21 protein-coding genes are annotated in these 15892 nt (G+C 41.9%); 8 read left to right on the top strand and 13 right to left on the bottom strand.

Annotation, left to right across the window (positions count from 1 at the left end; translation table 11 throughout):
• Window positions 1-5: 5 nt before the first annotated feature.
• The 6 genes from PO771_RS03120 to PO771_RS03095 all read right to left on the bottom strand — a co-directional run bounded on the left by PO771_RS03120 (window position 6) and on the right by PO771_RS03095 (window position 4425).
• Entirely contained in the window at window positions 6-938 is a 933-nt protein-coding gene (locus tag PO771_RS03120; protein ID WP_272561825.1) for a DMT family transporter, read from the bottom strand.
• On the bottom strand, window positions 935-1339 hold the full coding sequence (locus tag PO771_RS03115; protein WP_272561824.1) for a MerR family transcriptional regulator: 405 nt from the start codon (window positions 1337-1339) through the stop codon (window positions 935-937). Before PO771_RS03115 ends, PO771_RS03120 begins: the two co-directional genes overlap by 4 nt.
• Window positions 1340-1540: 201 nt before the next feature.
• Complete coding sequence (locus PO771_RS03110; RefSeq protein WP_272561823.1) at window positions 1541-2017, bottom strand: YbaK/EbsC family protein; 477 nt, start codon at window positions 2015-2017, stop codon at window positions 1541-1543.
• Window positions 2018-2022: 5 nt separating this feature from the next.
• Window positions 2023-3129: a stalk domain-containing protein gene (locus PO771_RS03105; RefSeq protein ID WP_272561822.1), complete on the bottom strand. Its 1107-nt coding sequence runs from the start codon at window positions 3127-3129 to the stop codon at window positions 2023-2025.
• A 103-nt stretch (window positions 3130-3232) separates the two neighbouring features.
• A complete protein-coding gene (locus PO771_RS03100) occupies window positions 3233-3895 on the bottom strand; it encodes a helix-turn-helix transcriptional regulator (protein WP_272561821.1) in 663 nt (220 codons plus the stop codon).
• 104 nt (window positions 3896-3999) lie between these two features.
• Window positions 4000-4425 carry a DUF86 domain-containing protein gene (locus tag PO771_RS03095; protein WP_272561820.1) on the bottom strand — a complete coding sequence of 142 codons (426 nt, stop codon included), beginning with the start codon at window positions 4423-4425 and terminating at the stop codon, window positions 4000-4002.
• A gap of 163 nt (window positions 4426-4588) precedes the next feature.
• Between PO771_RS03095 and PO771_RS03090 the strand changes: the two genes are divergently transcribed.
• Entirely contained in the window at window positions 4589-4864 is a 276-nt protein-coding gene (locus PO771_RS03090) for a DUF3055 domain-containing protein (protein ID WP_272561819.1), read from the top strand.
• A 78-nt stretch (window positions 4865-4942) separates the two neighbouring features.
• Window positions 4943-5221, top strand: coding sequence for a cytosolic protein (locus PO771_RS03085; protein ID WP_272561818.1), 279 nt, complete (start codon window positions 4943-4945; stop codon window positions 5219-5221).
• A gap of 44 nt (window positions 5222-5265) precedes the next feature.
• Here PO771_RS03085 and PO771_RS03080 read toward each other — a convergent pair whose 3' ends face one another.
• Complete coding sequence (locus PO771_RS03080) at window positions 5266-5730, bottom strand: YutD family protein (RefSeq protein WP_272561817.1); 465 nt, start codon at window positions 5728-5730, stop codon at window positions 5266-5268.
• A gap of 146 nt (window positions 5731-5876) precedes the next feature.
• On the opposite strand from PO771_RS03080, the gene PO771_RS03075 reads away from it, so the two are divergent.
• On the top strand, window positions 5877-6758 hold the full coding sequence (locus tag PO771_RS03075) for a YhcN/YlaJ family sporulation lipoprotein (protein ID WP_272561816.1): 882 nt from the start codon (window positions 5877-5879) through the stop codon (window positions 6756-6758).
• A 58-nt stretch (window positions 6759-6816) separates the two neighbouring features.
• On the opposite strand, the gene lipA is transcribed toward PO771_RS03075, so the two are convergent.
• Window positions 6817-7698, bottom strand: coding sequence for a lipoyl synthase (lipA, locus tag PO771_RS03070; RefSeq protein WP_272561815.1), 882 nt, complete (start codon window positions 7696-7698; stop codon window positions 6817-6819).
• Between the two features lie 123 nt (window positions 7699-7821).
• On the opposite strand from lipA, the gene PO771_RS03065 reads away from it, so the two are divergent.
• Window positions 7822-8847: a M23 family metallopeptidase gene (locus PO771_RS03065; RefSeq protein ID WP_272561814.1), complete on the top strand. Its 1026-nt coding sequence runs from the start codon at window positions 7822-7824 to the stop codon at window positions 8845-8847.
• Window positions 8848-8851: 4 nt separating this feature from the next.
• Window positions 8852-9325, top strand: coding sequence for a L,D-transpeptidase (locus tag PO771_RS03060; protein ID WP_272561813.1), 474 nt, complete (start codon window positions 8852-8854; stop codon window positions 9323-9325).
• 41 nt (window positions 9326-9366) lie between these two features.
• Here PO771_RS03060 and PO771_RS03055 read toward each other — a convergent pair whose 3' ends face one another.
• On the bottom strand, window positions 9367-10080 hold the full coding sequence (locus PO771_RS03055; RefSeq protein WP_272561812.1) for an HAD family hydrolase: 714 nt from the start codon (window positions 10078-10080) through the stop codon (window positions 9367-9369).
• A 250-nt stretch (window positions 10081-10330) separates the two neighbouring features.
• On the opposite strand from PO771_RS03055, the gene PO771_RS03050 reads away from it, so the two are divergent.
• From PO771_RS03050 to PO771_RS03040, 3 genes are all read left to right on the top strand, one after another.
• Entirely contained in the window at window positions 10331-10987 is a 657-nt protein-coding gene (locus PO771_RS03050) for a hypothetical protein (RefSeq protein ID WP_272561811.1), read from the top strand.
• Between the two features lie 658 nt (window positions 10988-11645).
• A complete protein-coding gene (locus PO771_RS03045) occupies window positions 11646-12155 on the top strand; it encodes a DUF3993 domain-containing protein (protein ID WP_272561810.1) in 510 nt (169 codons plus the stop codon).
• A 145-nt stretch (window positions 12156-12300) separates the two neighbouring features.
• Window positions 12301-13038, top strand: a complete 738-nt coding sequence (locus PO771_RS03040) for a hypothetical protein (protein ID WP_272561809.1) — start codon at window positions 12301-12303, stop codon at window positions 13036-13038.
• A gap of 168 nt (window positions 13039-13206) precedes the next feature.
• On the opposite strand, the gene PO771_RS03035 is transcribed toward PO771_RS03040, so the two are convergent.
• The 4 genes from PO771_RS03035 to PO771_RS03020 all read right to left on the bottom strand — a co-directional run bounded on the left by PO771_RS03035 (window position 13207) and on the right by PO771_RS03020 (window position 15709).
• Window positions 13207-13662, bottom strand: a complete 456-nt coding sequence (locus tag PO771_RS03035) for a GNAT family N-acetyltransferase (protein WP_272561808.1) — start codon at window positions 13660-13662, stop codon at window positions 13207-13209.
• Between the two features lie 141 nt (window positions 13663-13803).
• Window positions 13804-14130: an EthD family reductase gene (locus tag PO771_RS03030; RefSeq protein ID WP_272561807.1), complete on the bottom strand. Its 327-nt coding sequence runs from the start codon at window positions 14128-14130 to the stop codon at window positions 13804-13806.
• A gap of 23 nt (window positions 14131-14153) precedes the next feature.
• The gene (locus tag PO771_RS03025) at window positions 14154-14741 is read right to left on the bottom strand and encodes a TetR/AcrR family transcriptional regulator (RefSeq protein WP_272561806.1); all 588 of its coding nucleotides are present in this window, start codon (window positions 14739-14741) and stop codon (window positions 14154-14156) included.
• A 161-nt stretch (window positions 14742-14902) separates the two neighbouring features.
• Entirely contained in the window at window positions 14903-15709 is an 807-nt protein-coding gene (locus PO771_RS03020) for a DUF2935 domain-containing protein (RefSeq protein WP_272561805.1), read from the bottom strand.
• Between the last annotated feature and the right edge of the window lie 183 nt (window positions 15710-15892).

The following is a 15892-nucleotide window of genomic DNA, read 5'->3' as shown; positions in this document are numbered from 1 at the left end:
CTAGATTAGACCGTACAATCTGATTTAGGGATATTTTGCATCGGTTTTCTTTGCGAAGCGATCTGAGTTATACCAGATGCATACAGCACACCAGCAATGACAAGTGCTGATCCGATTATTTGTACGCCTGTTACTGCCATCCCAAGTACCAGGGAAATGCACAAGGTAACGACCGGAACAAGATTGAAGAACAAGGCAGCTCGACTAATGCCAATGCGTGCCGCCCCTTCATTCCACCAGATATATCCGAGTACACTCATACCTAGCGCCATAAAAACAATCGCGGCCCACGCTGTCAGGGGGATAGACGAAATCGGTACCGGGGCCGATGTTCGACTAGCTATAAACATAAGCATTATGGCTCCAATTGTCATCGTATATGCGGTAGTTTGTAGAGACGTGCTGTCCCGGACAAATCCCTTTCCGATAATACCGTATAAGGCCCAGCATATATTTCCCGCCATGATCAGCATATCTCCCGCAGAAAAATGCAAGTGACGAATCGCATCCCAGGAACCGCCTGTAATAACAAGAAATACGCCAATAAACGCCAGAATCCCGCCTACTTTTTGTTGTGTAGAAGCAGGTTCCTTCAACAGTATACGAGCCAGAAGCATGGTCACGAGTGGATTGGTTGCCATGATAAGTGCTCCATTGATAGGTGAGGTCTGTTCCATGCCGAGAAAAAACAGTGTGTTAAAGCCGAAAACCCCTGTTATTCCCATGAAAAGATATGCTCCAGCATTTTTCCGAATGGTATACCCTGATAGTTTTTCTTTGTCGATCAACAAAAGCAGCATACTACCTGCTGCTAGACCGAAGCGCCAGCCTGCCGCGCCAGCAGCTGAGAAATACTGCATCACATAGGGGGCTAGATGAAAAGTAGCTCCTGTCATAAGCGAGAAGCCGAACAGTTTTAAATAAATGCTACCTTTCATTTCGCCGCCTCCCTTTTTGTCAGAAGCATCGTTTCATACACGCTTAACTTCTCCTCCGTAAACTGAATCACCGTCTGGATCTCTTCTACCTGCGCTTTCATTTTTGCTATGTGACGGGATAGAATATCCTTTCTTCGAGTGATGCGCGGAAGTAGACTCTCGTCTGGTTCCGCAAGTAAATTTCGAATGCACCCATCTTCCGTAAACTCCATCATATCTTCCAATGACATGCCTGTATTTTTTAGTGACCGCAAAAACTGAAGGAACTGTATATCAGACTCTGTATACATCCGCACCCCGCTTTTCCGTACCGGAGAATCGATAAGACCAATCCTTTCATAATAACGAAGTGTGTGCACGCTCCACCCTGTTTGCTCTGCTACCTGACCGATTGTATACATGTTCTTCCTCCTAGGTATGTTTTATGGGTCTACTCTACAACCTGGAGTTAGCTCTAAGTCAAGCATAAAATTGTCACATAAGCCGTAAAAGAACCATTCAAGAATTTTATACGCTGCGCAATTGTATACATAAAAAAGCCAATTTCCTGTCAGTTATGGAAATCGGCTTCTTGTACCATATAGCCACTACATGTCTATTTCTTATTTCACAGAAACAACTTGCCCCTTTGTCATTTGTACTAATTCTTCCGGTGTTAATTGAAATACCGCTTTAGGATGTCCAGCAGCAGCCCATAACACATTATATTGAAAAAGATCCTCGTCAATCAGTGTCATAATCGATTCTGAATACCCTACCGGTGCTACCCCGCCAATTACAAATCCTGTACGTTCTCGTACAAAATCTGCATCAGCTTTTCCTAATTTGTCATCAAGCTGTTTCGCCAGTTGTTTTTCATTAATTCGATTGATCCCACTAGCGACTACGAGCAGTGGCTTATCGGACCCTTTAAGACGAAAAATGATCGATTTCGCGATTTGAGCAACTTCACAGCCTATCGCTTCTGCCGCTTCCTGAGCCGTTCGAGTGCTATCTGGTAATTCTACAACCGTATTTGTATAGCCTAACTCAATAAGTTTATTTTGTACTTTTTGGGCACTTTCCTTTAAACTCCCCATACATGTCATTCCTTTCTTTTTTCCGCAAAAACAGGCCCATAGTACTCGTTTGATTGCTTCACTTCTGCAATAAACCAGCCTTCCGTTTCTCCTGTACGTTGCTTTTTCACCACCAACTTATCTGTACACGTCCCCACGATGTCAGCAGGTGTTACGTTTGGATAGTTTGCCATGTATCCAGACGTTACTTCCGGATAAATCAGCGTATACTCCCATGTATCAGCATCCAACTGCTTCTTATCCTGCACCGTAATCTTGCCTGCATGTGGACTCGATCCCCCGGTTACCCAATTACGTGCCTGCAAGTCAACTCTCGCCCGATCACGAAGCTCATTCGACAGCGCAGCATACAGAAGTGTGCCGGTTCGCGTCTGCAAACCGCGTCCCCATAACGCAATCGTCTCATCAGGAGAAGCCGGGACAAGCCCCGCTTCAATCTCAGCGATTTGTCGCTTAGTTTCTTGTAGATTCGGGAACTGGATCGCCAGCACTCCCCGCTCCTTGTCGTATGTTACGTCTGCTCCAAATAATTGGTTCAGCCAATCCATTGGAACGTATACCCGGCCTTGCACAAATTTCGCACTATATACAGCATACGGATGATCCTGTCCAGCATATTGCATCGTAATACTGATTACTTCCCGACGTAGAGGCAGGCTCTTATTCTCCTGTTCCATTTGCTGGATCTTATCTATCTCCAGATCCAGCACAAGTGCTCGATCCGAAAGTTTTGGACGTGGGATTGCATTCATTCTATCTGGCAACTGACATAAGTACGTTCCCCATTCCGCAGGAGCCGCTCCCAGTCTTATGTACGAGCGTAGCTGAGAAAATCTCTCATATGATTCAGGTGCCTCAATCCTAACATCACGCTTACTCGCATCCCACTGTACCGAGCGAGCACCTGCCAGTTCTGCCGCCCAGCGCAGCGGAACCATGACCTGTCCATCTATCACATCCATTCCCGCCGGAGTCGCTACCTTCTTTCCGTCTACTTCTACCTGTACAGGGATAGTTGCTACTGCCACTGCAGGTGCTGCAAGCGCTACAGGTGCCGCTGTTCCTACCAGGATAGATGTCAGTATACTTCCGATCGTCCATACTTTTTTCATTTTATTCGTTCTCCTCTTACTCTCTTTTTTATGAAAATAATACCATAATAAGCCAAAAAATAAAGCCCTGCAGATCCTTTGATCCACAGAGCTATATTTCACTTTATGACTTGCGATTTTCCGCAGTATCATTTTTATGATCAATTACATATACACAGTTATCGCCGCCAGTTGCCATACACTGCTCCTGCTCCACTCGCGTTTCCAAAATGTTCTCAAACAGCGTCTTCTCACAGTTACAAGCAAATGTATACTCCCGTGCTACATCGAAAATCGGACAATTTGATTCGACCAGGATATAGCGTCCGGTCTCTTCATCCTTTTTCACCTCAACCATGTAGCCTTTCTCATTCTGCATTCTGGCCAGCATCTCAAGCTTCTTCTCAAAATCACTACCCTCGGGTACCACATCCCGATACAAGCTCTCCTGACGCTGCTGACGCAGGCGGAATAACGCTTCCACCATCTCCGCTCCTTGCAGCTCTTCAATATCACCAAGAATTTCAAGAGTCAAATCCTGATAGTTCTTCGGGAACATATTATCTGCTTCCTGCGAAAGCGAGTACACATTAGTCGGGCGGCCCATGGCCTGGCGAAGCAAACGTGTCTGAATGTATTTGTCTCTCTCAAGCGTATTTAAATGACGGCGCACGGCCATCTCTGTAATCTCAAGCTCCTGAGCCATTTCCCCTACTGTCATGGAACCTTTAATTTTTAACATATGCAAAATCTGATTGCGCGTCGAAGAGGATTTATCTTTATTCATCGTTTCCTTCACCTTCCTCCTCCTCATTGTACTTGATTTCGTGAGATAAGTAAATTTTTATACAATATAATATAAAAACTATGTGAGCGATGTTTTCTTGTTAATTACAATTCTTTTTTCAAGTATTCCCGTACTTGATTCGGAAAAGTGATAAGTTTCTCATAATGCGTGTTCAAAAGTTTGCTGACCGCATCATCATGTACATCTAGGTAGTCCGTAATCAGCGGCTTGCGCATGTTTACAACGTCCTTCAATGCAGTCGCAACTTCCACAGTAACCACCGTTTCATCAAGCATAATCTCGACAATGTCTTCATAACTCCCCGGATCACGCATGATGAACCCATCGATCAAATAATTGCCCACGTCGGCTACTGTCTCAAGCGCAATGTGCAAAGCACGCTGCAAAGAAAGAGATGTAAGCATATCATCGTTAGCGTTACCATTTCGTAGAATGGAGGATACACTCGCAAGCACTCGCTCCATATATACTAAATGCTGTTCAATCTTTTCGGTATTTACTTGGTACATCTAAACCACCCCTGTTGCTGTTTTTTCTTTTTTCAGTATAGCATGATTGGAAGTGAAACCATATGATATGCCCAACCATTGCCTCCGAGCATGCACAAGCATTGCTCCAGACGAGTCGTTGGCATATAATTTGGTACATATACGTGATAGGAGGACAACGACTATGAGTCAGCACGGAGATTGGACATTTCTGTACGATCATACTGAAGAAACAAAAACACGCTATGTAAGCTTTATCGGGGTAGAGAACCGCTACGACCTGGCGATCATTCGCACGAAAAACTTCTACGGCAAAAGCATCGTGCTTAATATTTTGACACACCGTATGGCGATTCTTGGCCAAAAGGATTTGGATGAGCCTGGTTACCTCGAAGAAGCATTCAATATGTCAGAAGCAGATGCGAACGAATTACGTGAATTTCTCTATCTAAGCATCTAGTCGGTCATTTCGTATAAACAAACGGACAACCGCCTATACTACCCCTATCCTTATACAGTAAGGAAAGGGGTTTTATTTATGGCTAAGAAGAAAACCGATCCAGTATATATGCCAATCTCAACCGAGTATAGCGCGATTCATACTCGCTATCCGGAGGAATTTCCAGAAGGACCGTACGGCACTATCGCTACCTCCCATCCATTCCTTGGAAAAGAGTCGTGGGATACAGGTGAGGTACCCCAGTCTGCGTTCGCCTACGAATACCGGAACTTCCACGAAGGCATTGTACGCCGAGACCCAGCATCACATCCGACCCACGATAACCCAAATGAAAACTACGAGCCACCACTACAGTAAAAACAGGCGAGGAAAAAATTTCCTCGCCTGTTTTTCTCGGTATGCTACTCATTCGACACGTCTGATCTTGACTCTCGAGCCTGTCCATCTTTTGGCTTGCGGCGAGGGCGGGAGCGACGACGGGAATCACGGCGTCTGCCCCCTTCGCGTCCGCTGCGTGGCGACCGCTCTTCCTGACCATCCACTGTCTCACCCTCTACTTCCACAACCTCACCCTCGATCGGCTGTGCGCTGCCTGACTTAACCTTTTTTAATAGAAAATACGAACAACCGAAGTTACAGTACTCCAAAATATACTCATCAAGAAAACTGAGGCGGGCATCATACGGCGCTTTCCGATTTGTATCCTCAAAAAAGCCTTTTAGCCGCAACTGACCGTATCCCCAGTCTCCCAAAATGTAATCAAATTTACTTAAAATGTCGCTGTATCGTTCTTTGAATATGTCTGGCTTGAATCCATCTTTATGCTCTTCTACCAGCTCATATACGTGATCCTGGACACGTATCACACCTGCACCCCCTCATACACATACACCGCACTTCTTTTACGTGTGGCGTACGCCTCCTATTTTACCACAAATTCAACCAATACACACAAAATTGCCACGAAAGCTCCGGCTTTGTACGGGCACTCTAAACTCACGGAGGTGTGAAAATGAAAAAAATCGTTTCTGTTCTCTCCACTGTTGGTCTTGCGCTCTCGCTGGCCGCCTGTACTCCAGGCAATACCACCAAAACAACGGAATATCGTCCGCTGCAAGGAAATCAAGGATCAACAACTGGCTATGCAGTACAACCAAAAGGGGATGGCCGCTACACCACATACCATAATGGCGTCATTACTGATCAATCGAACTACCGTACAAAAGGCACGGTGGATACGCGTCAGTATATGTTCGGCAATCAAGGTATGACACGCTACGGCGTAACAAACAGTGGCCAGCAAATGTATGGTTTAAGTCCTGATGGCATAAACAAAGGGACAACGTATGGGACAACACCTGGAACCACATACGGAACTACTTATGGAACTACGCACCAAAATTCAGTCTACCAAGCAAAGTCAACAACAGGGCACACAACCCCGCCAAAAATCGGTATTGCACATGCTGGGCATAAGACTGGAACTGGAAGCACACACACTGGTATGGGTGTAAAAAGTTATGGTACCGCAGCAACACCAAATGTATATGTTGATCGTCAAATGCTTGCTTCTTCCTGTGCGAACGCAGCCAACCAAATTCCGGGCATTAGACAAGCAAATGTTTTGACCACAGACAACCATATTTTTGTCGGTTGTGATACGTCCGGTCAGACACCTGCTCAAGCAGCAATGACACTGAAAAAAGTGCAGAAGAGCTGTGAAAATGTATCACCTCGCTACTGCAAGGTGTATACGACAAACGATCAAAACACAATCAATAAAGTATTTGCCAACCCGAATCAAATGGAAAATAAAACAGACAAACAGTTCGAACAAGCATGCGGTCATCGTACTGGATCACCGTTCCACCTCTCCAGTATAAGCGGAAAATAGTCGCCTTACCTAAAAGGGTCTTTCTTGTCTATACAAGAAAGACCCTTTCCACCATTTTCTAACTCTGTGCCTTCATCTGCGATTCCGCCGCTGATTCAACCTGTTCATGGGCATGATATGAACTGCGCACAAGCGGCCCTGATTCTACATGCTTAAATCCACGCGCAAGTCCTGCTTCTTTTAGCTCTGCAAACTCATCCGGATGGTAATACTTCTCAACTTTTAAATGCTTCGTCGTCGGCTGCAAATACTGTCCAATTGTCAAAATATCCACATCTACACGGCGCAGATCGTCCATCGTCGCGATAATTTCATCCACAGTCTCTCCCACACCAATCATGATGCTTGACTTCGTCGGGATCGAGGGTGCCAAACGCTTCGATTCTGCCAGAAGTGCCATCGTCCGATCGTACTTTGCCTTCGAACGCACCCGGTCAGACAGCCGTTCAACCGTCTCCACATTATGATTAAGAATATCTGGCTTAGCATCCATCACGACACGTAACGCTTCCCAGTCTCCAAGAAAATCTGGAATGAGTACTTCTACACTGCACAACGGAGTCCGTCTGCGGATCGCCCGAATCGTTTCCGCAAAAACACTTGCGCCACCATCACGTAAATCGTCACGCGCTACCGATGTGACTACCACATGGCGCAACCCCATTTGCTCAGTCGCTTCTGCCACACGTTCTGGCTCAGCGAGATCAAGTTCCGTTGGCAGCCCAGTTTTAACCGCACAGAAGCGGCATGCCCGCGTACACGTATCTCCTAATATCATAAACGTCGCTGTACGGTTCGCCCAGCATTCATATAAGTTCGGACAACGTGCTTCCTCACATACGGTATGCAGTGTCTGGCCCCGCATCATATTTTTAAGTTCTTTGAAGTTCTTTCCTGTATCCAGTTTAATTTTTAGCCATTCCGGTTTACGTCCTGCCATGCAGCGGATCAACCCCTATCTTGTTGGTACTGGTATCTCTTCATTCTAATCAATTTCCTCTTATGAAAGCAATTCAGATTGCACACACTAAGTCGGACATATTTATGATTACGGGAGGACAACATGTGGTACAAGCGATTTCTAGCTTCCAGTCTCATCGTCTTTCTATGCGCTGTCTCTCTTCCGGTATCTATTGCTCGGGCAGATACCAATAGTGAGCAGATGTCTCGCGAACGTAAAGTTTTATTTGAACATATGCAGACCATTACCGGCGTACCCTGGCAATATCTCGCCGCTGTCGATCAATACGAACGTTCGGTTCGCAAGCCGAGTAAAAAAGCTGAGAGCCCTTCTCCCTCACAGACTAGATTGACCGGGATTAGTGTGCCACCCGCGACATGGAGTGGAGTCCTGAATCCACTTGATACGGATGTAAATCCACGCTCGATTGCATTCTTTGGCGGGATTGGAAAAGATGGGGATGGCGATGGCAAAGCCGATCCACACAATGACCTTGATGTGGTCTACACGATAGCTTGTTACCTCGGACAGTTCGGATTTACGGATAATGATTTACGCATCGGTCTATGGCAGTATTACACGTATGATCGCAGCGTGCGAACCATCTCCGGTCTTGTAAAGCTGTACCGCCATCATAACACTCTTCATCTGGTCGGTAGTGCTTTTCCTGTGCCGCTCCACTACGACTACAGCTACAGAAGTACATGGGGTGATCCTCGTGGCTGGGGCGGACGACGGATTCATGAAGGAACAGATATTTTTGCTGGATACGGTACACCTGTCCGTGCTACAAGGCACGGAGTGATTGAATCCATGGGCTGGAATCCGTACGGCGGCTGGCGCATCGGCGTACGGGATATCGATACGATTTATCACTACTACGCACACTTGAACGGCTTTAATAAAAAGTTCAAAGTAGGGGATATCGTAGCACCAGGTGATGTTATTGGCTATGTGGGCAGCTCTGGCTATGGAAAGCCGGGAACATCCGGCAAATTCCCACCGCACCTGCATTATGGCATCTATAAAGATAGAGGAAACGGCGAATATTCCTTTGACCCCTATCCGTCCTTAAAACGCTGGGAAAATGAGGAACAAAAAAAAATGGCGAAGAAGAAAAAGCGGTGAAGATATGGCACGATTGCTCAGACATTTTTCTGTCTTTCTTCTGTGCCTCTCTCTCCTCTTCCCCGGATCTGGTACAGCATTTGCGGTAGAAGATGATGTACACATCGAGATCAACAAAACGACAAATCGACTTACCGTTTTTCTAAATGATCATCCGATTTATTATTTCCCGGTCGCTACCGGCAAGAATAGAACATTAACACCAGAGGGTGAATTCCGTATCATTACTAAAGTCAAAAACCCTTGGTACGTGCCGAAAAACATTCCCGGAGGCAGCGAACAGAATCCACTGGGAACGCGCTGGCTTGGATTAAATGTCTCAAACACTGGCGGCTATAAATACGGCATCCACGGCACGAATAATCCATATAGCATCGGTTATCATGTAAGCCAGGGCTGCATCCGCATGCAGAACAAAGACGTGGAATGGCTGTTCCGCAACATTCCACTCGGCACAACGGTTCTTATCGTCTCATAAATCTTCCCGCACCCGAACAGATATTGGCGTGCGGTTTTTTACTATCTTGTTTTTTCTTCCGAATGCTTATCACTTAAACAAAAAAATCCGTCGTTTTCACCTATGCGATTTAAGATTTCTTTAATCTCCTCAACACTATGAACGATATAGGTTGCATTCTCTTGCTGAAGTTCCATATGTGAACCATAACCATATGTAACCCCAAGCGAATCAATGCCCGTATTACGAGCACCAATAATATCATGTTTGCGATCGCCAATCATAAGAAAACAACTTTTATCAAATTCATTAAATTGGTTTAGTATATGTTCGATAATTTCGGTTTTATTTATCCTTGTGCCATCAAGATTACTACCGACTATTACATTAAAATACTGAGAGATGTTAAAGTGTAGCAAAATCTTTTCCGCAAACTCAGTAGGTTTAGATGTGGCAACTACCAGGATATACCCTTCTGTTCGTAGTTTATGTAAAAGTTCAACAATATCGGGATATAATTTGTTTTCAAACATTCCTTTTATTTTAAAACGCTCCCGATAATATTCAATTGCTAGGTTGACTCTTTCCTCGGTAAACGAATAAAAAGCTCGAAAAGATTCTTGTAATGGAGGACCAATAAAAGGTTCGAGATTATTGAGATCGTCTTCTTCAATACCTAATTTTTTTAATGCATATTGTACAGATTTTGTAATTCCTTCTTTGGAGTCTGATATTGTTCCGTCTAAATCAAAAAGTAAAACTTTGTACTTGTTCATATTTGTCCTCCATCTACATCATTTCCTAGTTTTATAGAATATCATAAGCAACCTCATACTCTCTAGTAGTGCATACTAGGGAGTATATACAACCATAAGGAAAAGCCTGACATACTGCCCTATAAGGGAATATGTCAGGCTTTTGTAGTTTAATGTCGAAAATTGCCTAACATTCATATCTAGTTTTGTATAACTATGTAAATTACAATAAAAAGATTAAGGTAAATACATAATAAGGGGAGAAATCATCATGAAGAAAAGATTGTTATTTTCCAGTTTACTCGTTGCTTCTTTATCTTTATCCGGGTGTGGACCTTCACCTGAATACAAAAAGAACATGGAGTCTGGAAACAAAGCCTTACAAGAAGGTAAATACGATCAAGCTGTAACAGCGTTTTCGGCTGCTGTAAAAGAGGAGCCTAAAGAGCAAGAGGCTGCTACAAAGCTTGAAGAGTCTAAGAAGAAAGCCGAAGAAGCCGCAAAGGATATAGGAAAAAAAGCGTTCATTAAGTATCTCGGGGAGTTACAGCCTATCATTGACGAAAAAAAGAAACTAGCAAGCCGGTTCGAAGCTCTTAAAAATGACTCTCGATTAACAGATGCGCAATTTGCTGACAAAATAACGAATGAAATTTTACCGATAGCAAGAGAAATGCAAGAAAAACTCGCAGCCATCATGCCCGAAAAAGAATTCCGTGATGCGCACGAAAAAATGATCAAAATGTCAGATAAGCACATGCAGGCTATAACCGAGATTATTTCAGCCCTTGGTACAAAAGATGCATCAAAGTTTACTTCTGCTAATAAATTACTTTCAGAAGCACGAGAATTAGAGAGACAATCCGTTTACGAGAGACAGGATATAGCAAAGAAATATAATGTCGATATGGATAAAACAGAAAAATAACAAAACAAATTACTATAATATTTCACTCCTTAGTACATACTAGGGAGTAATAAAAATAACGTAGCCCTGTGTTCTCGGTCATTGAGAGCACAGGGCTACGTTTGTATTTCCTCACTATTCAATTTTTCGTTCTCCTTTCCTGCTTTAGTTTATACACCTGTACACCCCTAACGATCTCGGGAAGTGTCACACCTTCCTTCTTTCGTTATTCGACTACTGTGTACATCGCCTTTCCCTATTTACCTGGAGCAAGCATCCATTGAATTTTACCCTCTGCAATCATCGTCATCACATCCATTCAGGTGTAGTGGGTTGAGTAGAAGGTTGTCCAACTGTTGTTGTTGTAAAATAAATATAACAAATATTCTAAATAATTAAAACAACGGAATAGATTGTTTATCTCCTTATATCTCCGCATATCATCTTATTAATCTGTTTATCATCTGTTTTCTCTCTTTTTATCTATTTTTACGCTCGCAAAATTGGTTAATACTCATAATTAGAGCCATACTACATGCCTATTAACGGAACTAAAACAGCCAGACATACTATCCAGGCTTTTTGTTGTGTCGAAAAATGTCTAATAGTAATGTCTGGTCCTGTAATAGCATGTATCCTAAAATGGAATATGTAGGAATAAAATATAGGAGGGAACTATATGACCTTACTACGAAAGACTATGCTGTACCTGGGAGTACTGATACTCACAGCCAGCTTAACTAACACATCAGAGACGTATGTTCACGCTGCAACATCAACTAAAACATTATCAAAGAGCCAAACGATCTCGTTATTAAAAAACGGGCGAAAAGCCATGGATAATGTTTTCGAAAAAAGTTATACTACTCCACTTACACAAAAACAAATCTACGACATCATGCAGCCGTATTTTACGCCAAAGTACATCGAGAACTTTATAAAATGTGACTTAGAACCAGTAGGTGATAAATGGAAGTCAACAAGAGGAGGAGCCGTCTATGTATACGCATTCTACTATAATTCAAATTTTAAAGTTACATACTCAAAAGATAAAAGTAAGTCTTATGTATCCGAAAAGAATTACGAGGAAGGAGAAGGTGGATATGTAACACAGAAATTAATCTTAATAAAAACAAAAGCCGGCTGGAGAATCGATCAATATGATGATGATGCCAGATATTTTATGTAAAACAAAAGAGCCAGACATACTACCCTATAAGGGATATGTCAGGTTCTTTTCTATGTCGAAATATGTCTAACATCAGTGTCTAGTTCCGTAGGACTATATAAATTACAATTAAATAAGTATTTTTACTAAACAAGGAGGACTCATCATGTGGTTCATCATTGGGTTAGCCAGTTTTCTGTGGGCGCTTATCTTTTTAGGATTAGCTGTCTACGCCACGGTAAAAAATAAAGGACCTGGTAAATACATAGGTTTTGCATTTGTTTGTACACTTGTTCTGATCGGTACTGTAGTAGAAAATGGAGCCGATTTAAAAGGTATGTTTGAACGGGCCTCCACCAGTGCTCCTGTTCAAACAGAAGTAACAAAAGAGCCTGAAAAAGACATGGAAGCTACCAAAAAAGCTGAACTCCAAGCAGCATCTGAGGTCGAAAAATCATCACATAATCTTCCGAAGTCTCCAGAATACATTATGAATGCTTTATCTAATCCGGGTACGATCGATCCAGTCTTTGATAAATTCCCTGTTATAGCCGCAGGAACTTGGGACCACTGGAAATTAAAGAACGGTTTAACTACTTATAACACGGATTTATCCAGACCTATCTTCTACGAAATCACAACTGATGGCGAAAATACAAAATCCCTTTATGTTCTAGCTCAACTTGATACTGATAAACAAAGTATGATTAATGCTATCGGCGCTTTTGTAGCTGCTTTTCAATCTCTTGGTTTTACGGAAAACGAATCAGACAATATTATTGCCCCGCTTGTAAACTCTAACGCAGAAAAAGAAACAGATTCTGTAGTTTACAAAGGACTAGTAATTGAAAGAGTATCACTTACTAGTATGGATGGGGTTGCCTTGCGTATTAATCCTGAATAGTTGTATATACTCCCTAGTACATACTAGGGAGTATATACAGTCCATAACCATAAAGAAGCCTGACATGCTACCCTATAAGGGAATATGTCAGACTTTTCCTCGCGGTTGTATTCTGAACGCTACCCAGCATTAGTTAATTATGAATACCACATTCAATAATTCATAACCTTACTTAATCTCATAATTTAACCAAGCCGCTTTTTGAGCACCCATTTTATCATATAAGGCCTGGGCCGTTACGTTATCATGAGCCGTTTCCCAAAGCATATGCGAATAATTATGATCTCTGATATAAGAGAGGCACGTTTGAAAAAGGGTTTCGCCAACTTTTTGTCCTCTCGTATCTGGTCGTACAAATAAATCGTAAAGAAAAGCCATTCGTTTTACTTCTAGTGTGTTAAAGGTGAAATATAATGTGGCAAACCCCACTAATTTATTCGGATCCTCCTCCGCTACAAATTGAATCCCCTCATATGGATGGTCAAGTAAATGAATAATCAATCCTTTAAGATCATCTTCACTTGGACGAGGACATTTGTAAAAATCAACAATATATTGGTACATCAAATCCATAAGTTGTGGGATGTCTTCTTTTGTAGCACGTCTAATATTTACAGTTTTCATGGTATTGCTCCCCCCTATCAATAATTTTCCATCACCATAAAAACAACAGCAATATCTATACCAAGACCTATACAAAAAACCTGACATACTCCTTCCATAAGGAAATATGCCAGGTTTTTTATTACGTTACTTTTATTCGTTTTACATAGAGCTATCTTCCTGGATCGTTATTTCCTCAATAAAGACGTCTGGATTACCATCATAGTAGTTTGCAACATCATTTTGTAAATCTTTAAGCTTTGGATTAGAAAAGAATTCATCCAATTGCTTCTGCGAAGGGAAGTGTAAGCTGAATGAAAACTGATAGGGTGGAGCTGATCCATCTGCGGCTGTTACAAACTTCTTCACTTCATACTTACATGCACCCATCTTAAAAACTTCATTTTTAACCAGAGGAATATGCTGCTTATAATAATACTCTTCGTTAAACGAAACATTCTGTTTGTAATAAAACGATAATACGATCATTTTACACATCTCCCCTTCATTTATTATGAAATCAAAGTTTCTACGATATGCTGAACAAACTCATCATCCAATGGTGCGTGACGGTTTAAAAGTCGATACCAAATAGCACCATAACAAAAATCAGATAGAACATTTAGGTTTTTGCAGTCGTTTATCTCCCCTTGCTCTATTCCTCTTTTAAGTATCGAGATGAGTGCCTCTCTACGTGTAGAGATGAATTCTTTATCAAGCAATAAGGAGAACTCGTCATCAAATTGTGCCTCAGCTATAAGGGCCGCAATAATTTTCCCTGTTGATCCGTTGAGCAGCCTACAAGTATTTCCGATGTACTCCGACAAATCCTGCTTAACGGAACCAAGTTCAGGAACTGGAATTTCTAATTGACACCGTTCCCTCACAGCCTCCAGTACAATCGATGCTTTATTTGGCCACCAACGATAGAGCGTTTGTTTCCCTGCCCCTGCAGTTTTCGCAATCAATTCCATGGACAGTTTTTTATAGCCTTCTCTTTCTAATAAAAACAGGGTGGTAGAAAGAATCGTTTCCGTAACCTGTATGCTGCGTGGACGACCAGCCCCTCCTTTTTTACTATCAATTTTTTCCGACATCATAAGAGACTCCTTTAACGAAATTAGTTATAATACGATACGATTCGTATTGTAATTGATTCACTTTAATATGTAAAGATGAATTCGCACAATTTCGAAATATAGAATGTCCAACTAGAAAAGCCTGACATACCACCCTATGTCAGGCTTTCATCTTTTACAGGTTAAAATTCTATTCTTGGTTTATCAGCACTACACTCAGGTTTTTTTATTTCTGTAACACTAGCTAACTTTGTTAAATAATAACATTCTTCTCTAGACATATGATCAGGTATCAGGGGAGAAAGTGTACCTAACAACTGATCATCAAGAGACATTTCCTCTATTTCTTTAAGAAATTGCAAAAACACAAACATTTCTAGCTCAATTTGATGATTAAATCGGTCAAGAGCAGGGAACTTCTCTAGATGAGTTCGTAAATATCCTGCAAATTCTACAGCCTTCATATAGAGATTCTCAAAATTTTTATTGAACTTTTTACTCTTGGCTTGAACATCCCTTTCCACTTCATCAACAGAACACGTTATGGTGGCTGCATGACCTACGGCATCCTGTAACCATAACAAATGATGATGAATCGGGTGGTAGGTTGGCACTGGATTCCCTTGTAATAGACACGATAATATTCGTACATATTCCTCTAATTCATTTACCATATGATTGAGGAATGTGGGGGGTAACTGAATCTTAATTTTCCCAATCAAATGTCTTCGTAAAAGATGAAGTTTAAATGCCCTTAGTTGACATGTAAGTTGATATGCTTCTTGGTTCAATAAAGAAAGTTCTGGTCCTAATAAAGGATGACGAGATTTTTCAAGTAATGAATCAAATGCATGAATAAACATATTTGCTTTATTGATTTCTTGTTTTTCAGTAACTGCAAGAGTAGTAAAAATAAAACGAGCATGATCCCCTAATATTTGAAGCCAAAAACGATGCTCAAATCGTACATCTGCCATAAAATTATTCATATTGCCCACTCCTTTGCTTCAACCACTTTATGTATAAGTGCATATAAAAGTGAGCAATTCAATTGTCATGCCCTAAATGGAGATTTTAAGGAGGGTATTTATGAAACATACAAACAGTAGCCAAATTCACGAACTATAGAATGAAATTCTTACATACCTAGATCAAATCTATACGAGATACTC

The organism is Aneurinibacillus uraniidurans (assembly GCF_028471905.1).
Classification (GTDB): domain Bacteria; phylum Bacillota; class Bacilli; order Aneurinibacillales; family Aneurinibacillaceae; genus Aneurinibacillus; species Aneurinibacillus uraniidurans.
This window is presented reverse-complemented; position numbering and strand designations above follow the sequence as displayed.

What these genes read in the sequence shown, in the direction of transcription:
- PO771_RS03120 (WP_272561825.1), bottom strand. Translation starts at nt 938, where the DNA reads ATGAAAGGTAGCATTTATTTAAAACTGTTCGGCTTCTCGCTTATGACA.
- PO771_RS03115 (WP_272561824.1), bottom strand. Translation starts at nt 1,339, where the DNA reads ATGTATACAATCGGTCAGGTAGCAGAGCAAACAGGGTGGAGCGTGCAC.
- PO771_RS03110 (WP_272561823.1), bottom strand. Translation starts at nt 2,017, where the DNA reads ATGGGGAGTTTAAAGGAAAGTGCCCAAAAAGTACAAAATAAACTTATT.
- PO771_RS03105 (WP_272561822.1), bottom strand. Translation starts at nt 3,129, where the DNA reads ATGAAAAAAGTATGGACGATCGGAAGTATACTGACATCTATCCTGGTA.
- PO771_RS03100 (WP_272561821.1), bottom strand. Translation starts at nt 3,895, where the DNA reads ATGAATAAAGATAAATCCTCTTCGACGCGCAATCAGATTTTGCATATG.
- PO771_RS03095 (WP_272561820.1), bottom strand. Translation starts at nt 4,425, where the DNA reads ATGTACCAAGTAAATACCGAAAAGATTGAACAGCATTTAGTATATATG.
- PO771_RS03090 (WP_272561819.1), top strand. Translation starts at nt 4,589, where the DNA reads ATGAGTCAGCACGGAGATTGGACATTTCTGTACGATCATACTGAAGAA.
- PO771_RS03085 (WP_272561818.1), top strand. Translation starts at nt 4,943, where the DNA reads ATGGCTAAGAAGAAAACCGATCCAGTATATATGCCAATCTCAACCGAG.
- PO771_RS03075 (WP_272561816.1), top strand. Translation starts at nt 5,877, where the DNA reads ATGAAAAAAATCGTTTCTGTTCTCTCCACTGTTGGTCTTGCGCTCTCG.
- lipA (WP_272561815.1), bottom strand. Translation starts at nt 7,698, where the DNA reads ATGGCAGGACGTAAACCGGAATGGCTAAAAATTAAACTGGATACAGGA.
- PO771_RS03065 (WP_272561814.1), top strand. Translation starts at nt 7,822, where the DNA reads ATGTGGTACAAGCGATTTCTAGCTTCCAGTCTCATCGTCTTTCTATGC.
- PO771_RS03060 (WP_272561813.1), top strand. Translation starts at nt 8,852, where the DNA reads ATGGCACGATTGCTCAGACATTTTTCTGTCTTTCTTCTGTGCCTCTCT.
- PO771_RS03055 (WP_272561812.1), bottom strand. Translation starts at nt 10,080, where the DNA reads ATGAACAAGTACAAAGTTTTACTTTTTGATTTAGACGGAACAATATCA.
- PO771_RS03050 (WP_272561811.1), top strand. Translation starts at nt 10,331, where the DNA reads ATGAAGAAAAGATTGTTATTTTCCAGTTTACTCGTTGCTTCTTTATCT.
- PO771_RS03045 (WP_272561810.1), top strand. Translation starts at nt 11,646, where the DNA reads ATGACCTTACTACGAAAGACTATGCTGTACCTGGGAGTACTGATACTC.
- PO771_RS03040 (WP_272561809.1), top strand. Translation starts at nt 12,301, where the DNA reads ATGTGGTTCATCATTGGGTTAGCCAGTTTTCTGTGGGCGCTTATCTTT.
- PO771_RS03035 (WP_272561808.1), bottom strand. Translation starts at nt 13,662, where the DNA reads ATGAAAACTGTAAATATTAGACGTGCTACAAAAGAAGACATCCCACAA.
- PO771_RS03030 (WP_272561807.1), bottom strand. Translation starts at nt 14,130, where the DNA reads ATGATCGTATTATCGTTTTATTACAAACAGAATGTTTCGTTTAACGAA.
- PO771_RS03025 (WP_272561806.1), bottom strand. Translation starts at nt 14,741, where the DNA reads ATGATGTCGGAAAAAATTGATAGTAAAAAAGGAGGGGCTGGTCGTCCA.
- PO771_RS03020 (WP_272561805.1), bottom strand. Translation starts at nt 15,709, where the DNA reads ATGAATAATTTTATGGCAGATGTACGATTTGAGCATCGTTTTTGGCTT.